General features: G+C 31.0%; 17 protein-coding genes and 1 riboswitch. Of the genes, 9 read left to right on the top strand and 8 right to left on the bottom strand.

Features of this window, described 5'->3' with window-relative positions; genetic code table 11:
• Positions 1 to 3: 3 nt before the first annotated feature.
• On the bottom strand, positions 4 to 1032 hold the full coding sequence (locus ABD715_RS15910; protein WP_344789325.1) for a FecCD family ABC transporter permease: 1029 nt from the start codon (positions 1030 to 1032) through the stop codon (positions 4 to 6).
• Positions 1033 to 2100 carry an ABC transporter substrate-binding protein gene (locus ABD715_RS15905; protein WP_344789324.1) on the bottom strand — a complete coding sequence of 356 codons (1068 nt, stop codon included), beginning with the start codon at positions 2098 to 2100 and terminating at the stop codon, positions 1033 to 1035. It abuts the gene before it with no gap.
• Positions 2101 to 2382: 282 nt separating this feature from the next.
• Positions 2383 to 2602, top strand: a riboswitch (cobalamin riboswitch).
• A 30-nt stretch (positions 2603 to 2632) separates the two neighbouring features.
• Between ABD715_RS15905 and ABD715_RS15900 the strand changes: the two genes are divergently transcribed.
• The 3 genes from ABD715_RS15900 to ABD715_RS15890 all read left to right on the top strand — a co-directional run bounded on the left by ABD715_RS15900 (position 2633) and on the right by ABD715_RS15890 (position 6650).
• On the top strand, positions 2633 to 4480 hold the full coding sequence (locus tag ABD715_RS15900) for a TonB-dependent receptor plug domain-containing protein (RefSeq protein ID WP_344789323.1): 1848 nt from the start codon (positions 2633 to 2635) through the stop codon (positions 4478 to 4480).
• Positions 4481 to 4490: 10 nt separating this feature from the next.
• Complete coding sequence (locus ABD715_RS15895) at positions 4491 to 5543, top strand: YncE family protein (RefSeq protein WP_344789322.1); 1053 nt, start codon at positions 4491 to 4493, stop codon at positions 5541 to 5543.
• A 138-nt stretch (positions 5544 to 5681) separates the two neighbouring features.
• The gene (locus ABD715_RS15890; protein WP_344789321.1) at positions 5682 to 6650 is read left to right on the top strand and encodes a T9SS type A sorting domain-containing protein; all 969 of its coding nucleotides are present in this window, start codon (positions 5682 to 5684) and stop codon (positions 6648 to 6650) included.
• A gap of 47 nt (positions 6651 to 6697) precedes the next feature.
• Here the strand turns inward: ABD715_RS15890 and ABD715_RS15885 are convergent, their stop codons facing one another.
• The gene (locus tag ABD715_RS15885) at positions 6698 to 7423 is read right to left on the bottom strand and encodes a Dph6-related ATP pyrophosphatase (RefSeq protein WP_344789320.1); all 726 of its coding nucleotides are present in this window, start codon (positions 7421 to 7423) and stop codon (positions 6698 to 6700) included.
• Positions 7416 to 8897, bottom strand: a complete 1482-nt coding sequence (locus tag ABD715_RS15880; protein ID WP_344789319.1) for a S41 family peptidase — start codon at positions 8895 to 8897, stop codon at positions 7416 to 7418. The genes ABD715_RS15885 and ABD715_RS15880 overlap by 8 nt, the downstream gene beginning before the upstream one ends.
• Before the next feature lie 233 nt (positions 8898 to 9130).
• Between ABD715_RS15880 and ABD715_RS15875 the strand changes: the two genes are divergently transcribed.
• The 4 genes from ABD715_RS15875 to ABD715_RS15860 are packed head-to-tail and all read left to right on the top strand — an operon-like array spanning position 9131 to position 11270.
• Positions 9131 to 9640, top strand: coding sequence for an RNA polymerase sigma factor (locus ABD715_RS15875; RefSeq protein ID WP_344789318.1), 510 nt, complete (start codon positions 9131 to 9133; stop codon positions 9638 to 9640).
• Positions 9627 to 10115, top strand: a complete 489-nt coding sequence (locus ABD715_RS15870; RefSeq protein ID WP_344789317.1) for a hypothetical protein — start codon at positions 9627 to 9629, stop codon at positions 10113 to 10115. Before ABD715_RS15875 ends, ABD715_RS15870 begins: the two co-directional genes overlap by 14 nt.
• Before the next feature lie 34 nt (positions 10116 to 10149).
• A complete protein-coding gene (locus tag ABD715_RS15865) occupies positions 10150 to 10704 on the top strand; it encodes a DUF4252 domain-containing protein (RefSeq protein ID WP_344789316.1) in 555 nt (184 codons plus the stop codon).
• A gap of 23 nt (positions 10705 to 10727) precedes the next feature.
• Positions 10728 to 11270 (top strand): DUF4252 domain-containing protein, encoded by a 543-nt coding sequence (locus ABD715_RS15860; RefSeq protein ID WP_344789315.1) that lies wholly within the window; start codon positions 10728 to 10730, stop codon positions 11268 to 11270.
• A gap of 92 nt (positions 11271 to 11362) precedes the next feature.
• Here ABD715_RS15860 and ABD715_RS15855 read toward each other — a convergent pair whose 3' ends face one another.
• The 3 genes from ABD715_RS15855 to ABD715_RS15845 all read right to left on the bottom strand — a co-directional run bounded on the left by ABD715_RS15855 (position 11363) and on the right by ABD715_RS15845 (position 13563).
• Positions 11363 to 11554 (bottom strand): hypothetical protein, encoded by a 192-nt coding sequence (locus tag ABD715_RS15855; RefSeq protein WP_344789314.1) that lies wholly within the window; start codon positions 11552 to 11554, stop codon positions 11363 to 11365.
• A gap of 9 nt (positions 11555 to 11563) precedes the next feature.
• Positions 11564 to 12907 (bottom strand): adenylosuccinate lyase, encoded by a 1344-nt coding sequence (purB, locus tag ABD715_RS15850; RefSeq protein ID WP_344789313.1) that lies wholly within the window; start codon positions 12905 to 12907, stop codon positions 11564 to 11566.
• A gap of 83 nt (positions 12908 to 12990) precedes the next feature.
• Entirely contained in the window at positions 12991 to 13563 is a 573-nt protein-coding gene (locus ABD715_RS15845; protein WP_344789312.1) for an adenylosuccinate lyase, read from the bottom strand.
• A 37-nt stretch (positions 13564 to 13600) separates the two neighbouring features.
• Between ABD715_RS15845 and ABD715_RS15840 the strand changes: the two genes are divergently transcribed.
• A complete protein-coding gene (locus tag ABD715_RS15840; protein WP_344789311.1) occupies positions 13601 to 14074 on the top strand; it encodes a heme-binding domain-containing protein in 474 nt (157 codons plus the stop codon).
• A gap of 58 nt (positions 14075 to 14132) precedes the next feature.
• Positions 14133 to 15368, top strand: a complete 1236-nt coding sequence (locus ABD715_RS15835) for a glycosyltransferase (RefSeq protein ID WP_344789310.1) — start codon at positions 14133 to 14135, stop codon at positions 15366 to 15368.
• A gap of 9 nt (positions 15369 to 15377) precedes the next feature.
• Here the strand turns inward: ABD715_RS15835 and ABD715_RS15830 are convergent, their stop codons facing one another.
• Complete coding sequence (locus ABD715_RS15830) at positions 15378 to 15824, bottom strand: KTSC domain-containing protein (protein WP_344789309.1); 447 nt, start codon at positions 15822 to 15824, stop codon at positions 15378 to 15380.
• Between the last annotated feature and the right edge of the window lie 78 nt (positions 15825 to 15902).

Genomic DNA, 15902 nt, shown 5'->3' with positions numbered 1-15902 from the left:
TATTTAAAACATCATTTTACGTTTTCTAACTAATAACCAGATAACTACAGGAGCTCCTATAAGGGAGGTTATGGCATTTATTGGTAAGGTGTAATCGCTAGTTGGTAATTGTGCAATACTATCGCATATAAGCATTACTATAGCGCCTAAAAGAAAAACTGCTGGCAGCAATATTTTATGATTTGAAGTGCTAAATATTTGTCTGGTTATATGTGGTATGGCTAAACCTATAAAAGCAATAGGCCCTACAAATGCGGTAATAGTTCCTGCTAATAAACTTGTTGAAATAATAAGTAGTAAGCGACTCTTTTTAATGTTTAATCCTAAACTTTTAGCATAATTTTCGCCAAGTAATAAGGTGTTTAAAGCTTTTATGGAACTTAAACTAATAAGTATTCCTGCAAGGTAAATTATAAATAAAACAAGAAGTTCTTCCCAGGTTAAATTGCCTAAGCTACCAAAACCCCAAAAGATGTATTGTTGTAATTCTTCGGCAGAACTAAAGTAGGATAATACACTAACAACTGCAGAGGTTATACTACCAAACATTAACCCAATAATAAGAATAGCCATTGTGTCTCTAATTTTTGTTGAAACAATAACAACAGCCAAAAGCACTAAAAAGCTACCTAAACTTGCAGCGATAACCATACTCCATTTAGATATTAAAATGGTAGTTAAAACACCTCCAAAAATAGAGGCTCCCATTATGGTTAAAGCTACGCCTAAACTTGCTCCAGATGTTATGCCTAAAACAAAAGGACCTGCAAGTGGGTTTCTAAATAATGTTTGCATCATTAAACCAGAAATTCCAAGTCCAGAACCTACAATAATAGCTGTGAATGCTTTTGGTAACCTATAATCTAAAATAATATGTTGCCAAGACCTGTTGTCTATAGAACCAAAAAAACTTTTAAATATTTCTGAATTTGGTATAGTAATAGAACCTAAACTAATATTAATAAAAAAGCACGCCAAAGTAGCCAAGGCTAGTGTTAAGAATGTTGTTTTATACGATTTAGTGGTTTCCAATTACTCTAAGGTTTTAAAAAAGAAAGATTCGTAATTTGGTAATAATTCTGGGTGTGCAATTTTAATAATATCTTTTAATATTAAATCTGGGCGTAAAGGGCCTAATTCATAATAAAGTAAACCGCCTTTTGGACCAATTTTATTAGTATAGGTATATGTTTTGTTGTTTTTAAAAGCATTAAAATAGCCATAACCTTTATGCTTAGCTAGCATTTCTTCTTTATTTTTAAAAGAACCAGCTCCAATCCATAGATCTGCTTTTTGTCCTTTGTCTAAAACATTTTCAAAGTTTAATTGAAGACTTCCTGTAGATTTATTTGTTTTCCAAAGGTAGCTTGTATTTGCATCTTCTAAGTATTTAGCAACAAAACTGCGTCCCCCAGGAATATTCCAAACATCTTTAAATAAAGACCCCGAAATAACAGTTGGTATGCTTTTTGTTTTTTTAGCAAGTGCTTTAGCTTCTAAATAATTGGTTTCAATTTTATTAAATAAAGTATTCGCTTCTTCATCTTTATCAAAAAATGCTGCAATAAATTTAATCCACTCGGCGTTACCTAATGGAGTTTGCTCGGTCCAAGCAGCGTCTATAATAACAGGAATTCCAAATTTCTTGATTTTATTTAAAGTTTTGTCGTTACCGTTTACCGAAAACCCTATAACCAATTCTGGATTTAGATCTAACAATAATTCCATGTTAATTTCTAAGTTGTTATTTAAGTCTCTTATTTTACCATCATCAATACGTTGTCTTGTTTTTTTAGACGATATGTAATCTGTGTTAGGGAAACCAATTAAACGATCTTCAATATTTAAATATTCTAGGGCAGGTATGTTTGTAGTAGACATAGCTACAACAGTTTTAATAGGAATTTTAATAATAAGAGTATTCTTATCGTGGTAAGGTATAGGTTGCCCATCTTTTATTAAAATATATTTTAAAGTGTCTTTACTATTTGGATAAGGAGAAGTGACTTCAATTTTTTTGTAATTGTTGTAATGTTTTATATTAAAGTTTTTTGAGTATTTAATGTTTTGAAAAACAGCTTTAGTAGTTTTAGAAAGCATTGTTTTAGTATTTGTTTTTTCTTTACAAGAAGAAAAAAATAAACAAATACAGAGTAAGGTTATTATAAAGCGCATCTAAGAAATTATATATGCCAAAGGTCATTATTTTTTTTGATATAGAGTTAACATAAAGTCACTTTTGAAAACTTAATAGCTTTCTAGCTTTTTTTATCTTCATTTTTATCAATTTCTGTTTAGAAAATACTAAGCTTTTTTTAATTTATGATACTTCTTTTTAAAGAATTACATAATAAGATAGTTTTCATTTTAAAAATAGGTGGTACCTTTGCAGCGAATTTTGGTTTTATTTGATATTCATATTAAATAAATTAAAAGGGAATCTGGTGAAAAACCAGAACTGTTCCCGCAACTGTAAATTTTTATCGAAATATTTTCGATACTTTTTTTAAGGTGTTATTAACTTCAAAAACCACTGGTATATGCTGGGAAGGTAAAATAACATAAAATAAGTCAGGAGACCTGCCATTTTCGTCATCTAAAAGAACTCTCGGGTAAAGAGTTTAAAAGATTTATGAAACAAATTATTACATTTTTAATTTTAGGTTTAAGCGTTTGTAACGATTTACAAGCGCAGGTAGATGGTGTTCAAAAACTAGAAGCTGTAATTTTAAGCGATAGTAAATTAAAAAATTATGCTTCGGGTGTAAAAATAGAAAAACTTACAGACTCTATTTTGCGTAATAACGCAATTTCTTTGACCAATTTATTAGCTTTTAATTCTAATATTTATTTTAAAGAAAATGGTGCAGGTATGGTGTCTTCTCCATCATTTAGAGGAACCACAGCTTCGCAAACAGCAGTAGTGTGGAATGGTATTAATATTAATTCTCAGTTAAACGGGCAAACAGATTTTAATACCATAAATACATCAAATTATAGTTCTATAGATATTAGAAGCGGTGGCGGTAGTGTGCAATATGGAAGTGGCTCTATTGGTGGTAGTATTCATTTAAATAATGATTTAAAATTTAATAACCATTCTGAAACGCGTTTAAAAACAGGATATGGAAGTTATAATTTAAAAAATATTGGCTTTAATTCTTCTATTGGTAGTAAAGCTTGGACAGTAAACCTTGGTGTAGATTATGTAGATTCTGATAATGATTATAAATATTTGGGCACCAATAAAATAAACGAAAATGGAGAGTTCCATAATTTAAACATGAATGTAAATCTTGGCGTTTTTATATCTAACAAAGATATTTTAAAACTGTATCATCAAAGTTACATGGGCGAACGTCATTTTTCTGGAACTTTGGTGGGACCCTCTCGCGCTAAATACGAAGACGAGAATTTTAAATCTATGATAGAGTGGGCTAGAACTACAGGTAAATTTAGGTCGCAATTAAAAGTAGTCCATTTACACGAAATGTTTAAATATTTTGAGAATAAGGATAAAGAAAATTATAGTTTAGGAAAAGTAAATACAATATTAGTTAACCATAATTTTAATGTGCGTTTTAATGAGAAACTCCAATTTAAAACCATATTAGAATATTCAAATTCTAAAGGAAACGGAGATAGTTTTAAAGAGCCGGTAAGAAACATGTTTTCTACAACAGTGTTACTTAATCATAAACCTAATAACTTATTAGGTTATGGCGTTAACCTACGACAAGATTTTACAACAGGAGGTGAGAGACCCTTTGTATTTTCGGTTGATGCTGTTTTTGATTTATTTGAACATTATCAAATTCAAATAAACGGTTCTAAAAACTACCGTATTCCTACTTTTAACGATTTATATTGGCAACCAGGCGGAAATTTAGATTTGGTTCCAGAATCGTCTTATCAAATAGATTTAGGGCAAAATTTTAATTACCCTAATTTTAATGTAAAACTTAATGGTTATTATATTAATACTAAAGATATGATACAGTGGCAACCAAATATTACAGGATTGTGGTCGCCTATAAATATTGGTGAAGTTGCAAGTTATGGCGCCGAATTAGAGGTGAAATCGCATTACACCATTAATAAGCATCAATTTAACATCTCTGGGCATTACTCTTACACCGTATCTGAAGATTTAGAAACGAATAAACAACTTATTTATGTACCGTTTCATAAAGGGAATTTAGCCATGGCTTATAATTATAAGGCTGTTACAGTATTTTATCAACATATGTTTAATGGAGATGTTTTTACTACAGCAGATAATTTAAAAGGAAGGTTTGGGTCTTTAAAAAGTTACGATGTAGGGAATTTAGGATGTCGTTATACCTTTTTTAAAAACACAAAAAACGAGCTTGAAGCAGAAGTTGTCCTTAAAAATATATTTAATGAAATCTACGAAAATGTAGCTTTTAGGCCTATGCCAAATAGAAATTTTAATATTCAAATTAACTATAAACTTTAATAAATTAAAAATGAAGAAAATTATTTTATCACTTTTATCTGTATCACTTTTTGTCTTTTCTTGTTCTAATGACGATGATGGAGGTGAACAATTACCATTAGGAGATTACGATAATGGTATTTTAGTTAGTGCAGAAGGCGGACCAGCATCTGTATCTTATATTTCAGACGATTACAAAACAGTAGAGAATGAAATTTATTATAATGTTAACACCGAAAATTTAGGGGTGTATTTGCAATCTGTAGGGTTTAATGGAGATTTAGCTTATATTATCTCTGATAATGCTAACACTATTACTGTAGTAAATAGATATACGTTTGTAAAGCAAGCCGAAATAAAAACAGGTTTAATAACTCCAAGATATATTACTTTTTTAAACGGAAGAGGTTATGTAACAAACTGGGGAGACGGAACGGATACTACAGATGATTTTATTGCAGAAATCGATTTAACTACAAATACTGTAACAGGTACTGTTGATATAGCTGAAGGTCCAGAGAGAATTTTAGCTAAAGATGATCGTTTGTATATATCTCACAAAGGAGGCTACAATATTAATAATATTATATCGGTAATTGATACATCAGATAATAGTGTTGAAACGATTACCGTTAATGATGCGCCAGATGAAATGGCTTTAGACTCTAATGGAAATTTGGTTGTTTTATGTAGCGGTGATAATAGAACATTGAAATCAGATTTTGTAGAAACTGCAGCTTCTATTACACGAATTAATACAGCAACAGATGCAGTTATTGAGACGCTTGAGTTTGATGCAGGTATGCACCCAAGCCAAATGGCTCACGATAATAATGAAGTTTATTACGCTATGAGTAATAAAATTTACGAATTAAATGATGATGCGTCTGATTTACCAATAACTTCTGTTTTAGACGTAGCAGATATTAACCTTTACGGACTTTCTGTTAACAATAACAAAGTTTATGTTACTAATGCAAGTTTTACAGAGCAAAGTGAATTATTGATTTACGATTTAACTAATGCTAGTTTACTAGAGACTTTTAATGTTGGTCTTGGTGCTTCTAAAATTTATTTTAATTAAAAAAATATATAGAAAATTTAACCACTAAAATTATACTATTGCTATGATTTTAAGGGGTTAATATTAGAAATTTAATAACAACATATAAGAACAGTTGCATTTTTGTGACTGTTTTTTTTACACCAAATTTAAAAAATTATGAAGCAAAATTTCTTTAGTTTATTACTTTTAATGCTATTTAGTTTATCTATTAGTGCGCAATCTTACGCCCCAAAAGCAGGTGTAGATGGCTCAACAGCTATTCATCGCGATTCTGAAAATTTTATAGCTTGGGCAACAGGAGTTAGTGTGGTACGTGGCCCACAAAATATTACCAACCCTACAGGGCCTTTGGCAACTCATGGTACAGCTAATAATGCTATTGGAAAATCTAATAATTCGGTAGTTAGTCTTGGAGATGGAGGAACAGCGGTGTTAACATTTGAAAAACCAATAGTTAATAATTCGGGTTTTGATTTTGCTGTTTTTGAAAATAGTTTTAGCGATACGTTTTTAGAATTAGCTTTTGTTGAAGTGAGTTCTGATGGAACTAACTTTTTTAGATTTCCATCACATAGTCAAACTCAAACAGATACTCAAGTTGGTGGCTTTGGTAGTATAGATCCAACTTATATTAATAATTTTGCAGGTAAATATAGAGCTAGTTATGGCACACCTTTTAATTTAGATGACATCCCCGACGATGCTATGCTAAATAAAAATGCTATTACCCATGTAAAACTTATTGATGTTATTGGTACTATAGATCCTACATATGCAACATACGATAGTTACGGAAACATAGTTAATGATCCATACGCTACTCCATTTAGTTCTTCTGGTTTTGATTTGGATGCTGTTGGTGTTATTAAGAACGAAACATTAAGCACGAGAGGAGTTAAAGATAATACAGCTATTGTAATATACCCAAACCCAGCAACAACGATAGTACATGTTCAAGATACTGGAATGGTTGAAATTTATTCGGTTTCTGGTCGTTTGGTTTTTAAGCAAGCATTATATACAAAAGGTACCGCTATTAGAATAGATAACTTATTACCTGGGATTTATTTAATAAAATTAAAAACGGTAAATACAGTTCGTAGTCAGAAATTAATAAAGCGTTAAGGTTATAATTAAATTTAAAATAAAAGAGCTGCTGTATAGCAGCTCTTTTATTTTAAAAGTAAATCGCAATACCAAACACCATATTTTTCGGCATCACTTTTACAAACAGAATCGTTATCTTGTTTTGGAGCGTTGTACTCTCGATATACTTTTTCGCCTATTGTAAATGATATTGGGGTTTTAAAAATAGGCCCATCAAAACAAAAGGTGTGAAACTCACCATTTTCACCGCAGGGATCTACACTTTCGGGTAAATTATCTATAAAATCTTTATCTATAACAGTTCCTACAAAGTTTTCTCCTAAATATTTGGAATTGGCACAAACTATAATGGTTTTAAAACCCAAATCTAAAAACTCATAAATCAATTCTTTGGTGTTTCTTTTCCAAATAGGAAATATGGCTTCAAAACCTTGTTGTTTTAATTTGTTTTCTCTGTAAACACGTAAATCTTCAAGAAAAATATCGCCAAAAGCACTATGTGTAAATCCGTTGTCTTTAAGTCTAGAAACGGTTTCTTCCATTTTTTGCTCATAAACTTCCATACTTGGCATTTCAGGAAGTTCTATTAAACTAATAGGAATTTCTAAAGCATCGGTTTGAGCTATTAATAGCTCTTTTCTAAGACCATGCATAGAAACTCTATTATAATGACTGTTTATAGTAGTAATTAATTCGCTTACGCTGTAGCGTTCATCTTGTAATAAATGGTATAAGGCTAAAGCAGAATCTTTACCTGTGCTCCAATTGAAGTAGGTTTTGTGTTTATTCAAAGAAGGTCTTTTTTATTAAATCTATTGGTAAATCTTTATCAATATACATGTTGCCTTCAAAAGGAGAGCTGTTTATTTTTTTATCAGACATTATAACGCTATTACCTTTCTCTCTTTGTGGTTTTCCTGTGCCAGTAATAATAGCTAATGCTTCTGCTAAAAGCGGTTCGTTTTCGTCTCCTAAAACACCAAGATTTCTTACTTTTTCGCTTAAAGTTATATCTGGTTCCAGTCCATCAAAATAATCAGTAACCCCTTCTACATTTAAAGATTTAAAAATTAGCGGTTGCATGGCGTAAGTATGGCTAGGGTTGGCGCCTTCGCGTCTAAAATTGTCAGAATCGTATAGTGTGGTAGAAGCTTGGTATTTTCCAGCAGTGGTTGTTCCTATTTGAACAACATCAATATAAGGTCTTAGTGAATTAATAACCAATTCGCTAGCCGATGCACTTCTGTTAGTGGTTAAAACAAAAAGCCTGTCTAAATTTAAACTTTGTAATGCAGCGCCATTATTGCTGCTAACAAATCTATTTATTAATAATTCTGGATTTTCAGTTTCTAATGCTTCTTGAATTTCAGAGTTCCATTGTTCTGTACTGTATATTTCTCCAGTAAATTGTCCTGTTATTAAACTAGATAGCATTATAGCTGTGCTAACAGAGCCACCTGGGTTGTATCGTAAATCTAAAACCAACTCGGTAGCACCAGCACTATTAAAGTTAGCAAAAACAGAATTTAATTCGGCATTAAATTGTTCTGTGCCAGTAAAACCATTATACATTAAATAAGCAATGTTTTTATTTGCTATATTTAATACCTTGTTAATTAATATAGGGTTTTCTGTGTATTGTTCTTTAGTTAGGGCAATGGTTTCACTTGTTTCTGTAACAGAGTCGTCGCTAGTGTCTGTAGTATCATTATCATCATAAACCCCCAAGTTTATAGTGTAATTATCGGCACTTAAAAGTGCATTAGCATTATTTGCGGTAAGCTGCACATTATCTATTCCATAAAAAATATCGCCTCGTTTTACACCATTAGCTTCGGCACTTGTATTTGGTAATACGTGGGTTACAATGCCATATCGATTAGTGTCTGTTGTGCTAAATCTAAAAACTTGAAACTCCATACCGTTGTTTGTAACAACACCATCAAAAAATTGTTCTAACGCTATATAGTCATCAACAATCCAACTAAATCTATCAATAGTTTCGCGTTGGTGAATTAAACTTTCAAACAAGCCTTCGGGAGAATTAAAGCTATTTAAATAAACTTTTAATTCTTCATTGTTAGCAAATCTGTTATTGGCAAGGTCTGGAATGTCATCTTTATATAAATAAAAGCTATTCATCCCTTTCCAAACAAAATCGTTTATAGAGCTAACAGCAATTTGATTATCGTCATTATCTTCAAAACAACTTGTAAAAATTAGGGCAATAAATAATAGTAAGGAAAGGGCTTTATAATTTTTCATAAGAGGCATTTAGTATAAGTAGTCTAGTAAACCCTAAATTTACTTACATTATTGTGTAATAAAAAATAAAATAGATTAATTTGTTATACTATAAACATCTGTAACCTATAGAAAAAATAAGGTTTTTAAGATTTATGTAATAAATTTTAAATTTTGATGTAACAAATGCGAAACACCGTCGTCGTAATATCAAATAGCAATAACTAAGCTATTTTTAACTAAAGCTAACCACAATGACTCAAAACGAGTTTTTAAATATTGTAATGCCTTTTAAGGATAAAGTTTTTCGTTTAGCAAAACGATTACTAGTATCTACAGAAGAGGCAGAAGATGCGACTCAAGAAGTTTTGTTAAAACTTTGGAACAATAAGAAGAAAATTGCAGAGTATAAAAACGTTGAAGCTTTTTCTATGACTATGACAAAGAATTTTTGTTTTGATAAATTAAAATCTAAACAAGCTCAAAATTTAAAGATTGTACATAGTAATTATGAAGATAAGCAAACAGGATTACAAAAACAGGTTGAATTAGTAGACAGCGTAAATTGGGTAGAGCGCATAATAAAAGATTTACCAGAGCAGCAGAAAATGATAATTCAACTAAGAGATATAGAAGAGTACGATTTAGATGAAATTGCTAAAATGTTAGATATGAATAATACAGCAGTACGAGTGGCTTTATCTAGAGCGAGAAAAACAATAAGAGAAAAACTGACTAATACACATAATTATGGTATTAAATGATATAGAAAAATTACTTGAAAAATACGAAAACGGTGAAACATCTCTTAAAGAAGAGCAAGTGTTAAAAAACTATTTTTCTAGCGACACTGTAGCACCACATTTAGAAATGTACAAGCCAATGTTTGCGTATTTTTTGGGGAATAAAAAAGAACAGTTTACTAAAGACGTTCCATTAAAAACAAAACGTAATTTTAATTACAAGTGGATTTCTGTCGCAGCTGTAGCGGTTCTTATGTTAGGGTTTTATTTAAATAAACCTGTGGTAGAAGGTTGCCAAGAGAATTTAGTAGGTACGTATTGCGACCCTCAAGAGGCGCTAGACGAAGTATCTAAATCTCTAGCCATGATTTCGAGTCATTTTAATAAAGGTGCATCAACAGTAGGGTATCTTAATAAAATTGAAAAGGGAACATCTACTTTGGGGTATTTAAACGAAATTGAAAACACAACACAAATAATTTTTAAAAAGTATTAATTAATAGCAAATGAATAATTTAAAATTTAATAAAATGAGAAATAAAATAATAGTATTTGTAATGGCATTAATGTTAATGCCTTTAACAGGGATGGCGCAAAAAAATATTTTTGATAAATATAGCGAAAACCCAGATGTAACCTACGTATCTATAAAACCTAAAATGTTTCAGATGATAGCAAAAATGGGTATTAATGTAGACGATGCTGAAGCTAAAGCCTATATAGATATGGTAAAAAGTATTACCAGTTTTAAAACCATTGTTACAGATAATAAGGCTATATCTGCCGATGTGTCTAAGTGGGTTAAATCTAGATCTAGTGCTTTAGAAGAGTTAATGGAGGTTAAAGATGATGGTACCGAAGTTAAGTTTTATGTAAAAGAAGGTAAAGATGCAGATCATGTTAAAGAGCTTTTAATTTTTGTAAATGGTATAGATAAAGTTATGGAAGACAAGGTAGAAATTAACGGAAAAGAACGTAAAATAGAAACCGTTGTTGTATCGTTAACCGGCGATATCGATTTAAATGAAATATCTAAACTTACAGATAAAATGAATATTCCAGGAGGGAAACATTTAAATAAATAATAACACATTATAATTCATCAATCATGCAACGAACAATCAACTATATAATATGTGTTTTATTAGTTTCTGTAACATTAATAGGCTGTAGTAGCGAACCTAGTTTGCAGCGGTATTTTGTAGATAACCAAGAAACAAAAAACTTTCTGTCTCAAGATTTGCCAATTTCTATGCTTAAAATAGACGAATCTAAGCTTAACGAAACACAAAAAGAAGCTTATAAATCTGTTAAAAGATTAAACTTTTTAGGTTACAAAATTAGCGATACCAATGTAGAAGAATTTAATACCGAATTAGCTAAAGTAAAAGCTATTTTGCAAAACAAAAAATACAACGAGCTTATTGAGTTTAGAGATAAAGGCAATAAAATATCTGTAAAATATGTAGGTAATGACGACGAAGCAGATGAGGTTATTTTATTAGGAAGCTCGAAAGATTATGGTTTTGCTGTTGTTAGAATATTGGGAAACAATATGAGGCCAAATAAAATATATACTTTGGTTGAAGCGATGCAACATTCCAACCTAGATAAATCTCAGTTTGAAGGAATTGCCGATTTCTTCAAATAGTACCAGTGAGTAGTTCAAATTTATTTTGAATATAATGGTATACATTATAAAATGTTAATATTAAAAAGGCTTACCATTTGGTAAGCCTTTTTTTATTTAGATGCTCTTTTTTTTCGCTCCTTATACTTTCCGTTTGTATAAAATATATTTAATATAATGGTTATAAATATAAGGGTTAATACAGTTTGAACAATAAAGTTACTAAGTATATCTAATACGCCTCCAACAAAAATGGCACCAGCTAAAATACCGCAAAGTAATAAAGATTGTTTGTCTGTTAACATACTTAAAATTTATATTCCTGTATAGTTACTAGGTGTTATACGTTTTAATTCTTCTTTTATTGTGTTAGACACTTCTAAGGTGTCAATAAAATTAGAAATAGAATCTTGGTTTATCTTCTCGTTAGTTCGTGTTAAACCTTTTAAAGCCTCGTAAGGGTTAGGGTAAGCTTCGCGACGCAGTATGGTTTGAATAGCTTCTGCAACTACCGCCCAATTGTTTTCTAAATCGGCAGCAAATTTACTTTCGTTTAATAACAATTTATTTAAACCTTTTAAAGTCGATTTAAAACCAATTAAAGTATGCCCAAAAGGTACACCAACGTTACGTAAAACCGTGCTGTCTGTTAAATCACGTTGTAAACGCGATACAGGTAGTTTTGCCGATAAATGCTCGAATATAGCATTTGCTATGCCTAAATTACCTTCAGAGTTTTCAAAATCTATAGGGTTTACCTTATGTGGCATTGCAGAGCTTCCTACTTCTCCAGCTTTTATTTTTTGTTTAAAATAGTCCATAGACACGTATGTCCAAATATCTCTATCTAAATCAATTAAAATAGTATTTATTCTTTTTAAAGTATCAAATAAAGCAGCCATGTGGTCGTAATGCTCTATTTGGGTAGTAGGAAACGAGTGGTGTAAACCTAATTTTTCTTGTACAAATTTACTGCCAAAAGCTTTCCAGGCAATATTTGGGTAAGCTACATGGTGCGCATTAAAGTTTCCTGTTGCACCACCAAATTTGGCAGCGCTTGGTATATCATTTAATAAATTAAACTGCTCGTTTAAACGCGCAACAAAAACATCAATTTCTTTACCTAATCGGGTAGGAGATGCTGGTTGGCCATGCGTTCTCGCTAACATAGAAATATCTGCCCAATCTTGTGTTAATGTTTTTAATTTTTCAAGAACTGTAAAGTATTCTGGCACATAAACATTGTTCATGGCTTCTTTAATACTTAAAGGAATAGCTGTGTTGTTTATATCTTGAGATGTTAAGCCAAAGTGAATAAATTCTTTGTGAGCAGATAAGCCTAAGTCATCAAATTTTTCTTTTATAAAATATTCAACTGCTTTTACATCGTGGTTAGTTATGCTTTCAATTTTTTTAATGGCAGCAGCATCTTCAGAAGAAAAGTTTTTATATATGGCTCTTAAATCATCAAAAATGGCATTATCAATAGATTCTAGTTGGGGTAACGGAATTTCGCATAACGCAATAAAATATTCTATTTCTACTAATACACGATATTTTATAAGGGCTTCCTCAGAGAAATAAGGCGCTAATTCGTTTACTTTACTTCTGTATCTTCCATCTATTGGAGAAACAGCATTAAGAGGTGATAATGACATGATGTATGTTGTTTTTTTAGAAGTGGCAAAGATAGTTTTTTTAGGCGTAAGTAGGAAGATTGAAAGTCTAAGTTTTCAAGGTTTTATATTCTCTTTTTCTTTAGTTTTTTTAAAATATGCCTAGCGCGAGCTTTAAATGCAGCACTCTGCAGAGCAAAATCGCGTTCTAAAATAAGTGCTAATTCTGGGTGTATCCAATCGTATTCTTCTCCTAATAAAAAAAGAGTAACCATGCCATAAGCTTTAGGGGCTACTTTTTCATCGTTAATCATATAATCAAAACAGGTTTCTATAATGCGCTCTTTATGTGTGGCATTTAGGTTTGTTTTAATAGCATTATCTTGTTTAGAGGTATAAGCTTTGGCTAACATTTCGCAAATTTTTGCAACCGGCCTTACTGCAGAGTCTAGGTGAACTTTATTAAGGTTTTTAGTAAAGGTGTCTAGATAAGGAATTATGGCTTCAATGCGGTGGTTGCACATAAACTCGAATACCCAAGCTGCACGAGGCGATATTTTATCGTCTACTCTAAAAAGAATATCGAGTAATTTAGGAATTAGACTAGGATTGTTTAAAAACAAATTAGCATAATGCAATCGTTTTTCTTTCGAATGGTTAACGTAATTTAATTCTTGATATAGTTGCTCTGTAGTCAAACGAATTTTAGTATTTTTAAAATCTAAATTTACTAAAATGCGTATAATAAAAAAGAGTCTTGTTGTTTTATTAATAATTCTTGTAATAGCTCAATTTTTTGGACCTGATAAAAATGAAGGCGAATTAAGTTCTATTGATGCTTTTTTAACAGAAACAAATCCGCCTGAAGATGTCAAACTTATTTTAAAAGAAGCTTGTTACGATTGCCATAGTAATGTTACACAATACCCATGGTACAATAACATAACACCTGTTAATTATTGGTTAGCAAGTCATGTAAAAGACGGTAAAAAACATTTTAATATATCAAATTGGGAAGGGAATTCTATTAAGCGAAAAGACCATAAGTTTGACGAACTTATAGAAATGATGGAAGAGAAAGAAATGCCTTTAGCAAGTTATACTTGGACGCATACCGAGGCTAAATTAAACGAAGCTCAAATAGAAGCAGTAGTTAATTGGGCTAAATTAGTGCGTATAAAATATAGTCTAGAAAAGAAACCTGAATAATTTAGGGCTTTAATTGTATTTAAATACTACAGCACTTAAAAATAACAAATAATTATTAGTGACAAATAAACAACTACTTATCATTGGTTTTGTGTGGCCAGAACCCAAAAGTTCTGCTGCAGGGAGCAGAATGATGCAGCTAATACAGGTATTTCAATCTCAAAATTATAGTATTACGTTTGCTAGTCCGTGTGCTAAAAGCGATAATGCTTTCGATTTAAAAAGCATAGATGTTACACCAGTTTCTATAGCGTTAAATAATACTAGTTTTGATGATTTTGTAAAAGCGTTGCACCCTAATATTGTTTTATTCGATCGATTTATGATGGAAGAACAATTTGGTTGGCGAGTAACAGAGCAATGCCCTAATGCTATAAAAATATTAGATACAGAAGATTTACACTGTTTGCGCAAAGGTAGGCATCAAGCTTTTAAAGAGGGCAAGGCATTTAATAAAACATATCTTTTTGGTGATATCGCTAAACGCGAAATAGCAAGTATTTATAGGTGCGATATAAGTTTAATAATCTCTGAGGTAGAGATAGAAATACTTAAAAATGATTTTAAAGTGGATGAGGCTTTATTATTTTATTTACCTTTTATGCTTGATACTGTTTTAGATGATGATATTAAAGTTTTTCCAGAATTTGAAGCTCGTAATCATTTTATTACTATTGGCAATTTTTTGCACGAACCTAATTATAATGCTGTTTTATATTTAAAAGAAACCATTTGGCCCTTAATAAAGAAGCAATTACCAAAGGCAGAATTGCACGTTTATGGCGCTTATGCTTCGCAAAAAGTAAATCAGCTTCATAATAAAAAGCAAGGTTTTTTTATAAAAGGCTTTGCAGAAGATGTTAATATAGCAATGCAACAAGCTAGAGTGTGTTTAGCACCAATACGTTTTGGAGCAGGTTTAAAAGGTAAGTTAGTTGATGCTATGAAAAATGGGACGCCATGTGTAATGACTAAAATTGGAGCAGAAGGGATGTTTGGATGCATAGAACCAAACGGTTTTATTGAAGATAATCCAGAAACATTTGCTAATAAAGCCATCGCATTATATACCAACCAAGTACTTTTTAATACTTACCAAGAAAATGGAATGCAAGTAATAAATACCCGGTTTAATTATAACGAGCATAGTATGCGTTTTATAAAAATTATAGAAGATACTACTAAATATATAAACCAAAAACGTTTAAATAACTTTACGGGGCAAATGCTACAACATCATACCATGCAAAGTACCAAGTTTATGAGTAGATGGATAGAGGAGAAGAATAAATAAGGTTGTGCATTAAGCAACAACCTCACTTTTTCTTATTTTTCTGTATGTAAAATTGTTAAATATGTTTCGTTTAGCAAAACGAGTTTGCTTATCAGATTGCGAAAATTTAATGTATAATGCTTTGTTTACACCAAAGAATTCGTAAGTATCTCCGTTTAAAAATGTAATTTCTAAAAGCTGACCTTTATGTTGCCAATCCATAATTGGACTAGACATGGTTACTTTAAATTCTTCTAAGTTAGCAGCTTTTGTTTCGGGAGCTATACTTACTAAAAAGTGGTAACCATCAATAATTTTTCTGCTCATGGCTTCGGCTTCAATAGCTTTTTCGTCTCCTGCTTGAAACTTGTCTGGATGCCATGTTTTTACCAACTTGCGGTAAGTCGATTTTAAGTTTTTAAGACTCATGTCTTGTTCTGCACTAAATAATTTCTTGTATTCGTTAATACGTTTCATAAAATCGATTTTTTAAATAATGCGCGAATATAGTCTTTTATGTTAGTTAATAAGCAGCAGTTTATAAAAGTTACGCAT

Source organism: Postechiella marina, assembly GCF_039538365.1.
In the GTDB taxonomy this organism is placed as follows: Bacteria; Bacteroidota; Bacteroidia; order Flavobacteriales; family Flavobacteriaceae; genus Postechiella; species Postechiella marina.
This window is presented reverse-complemented; position numbering and strand designations above follow the sequence as displayed.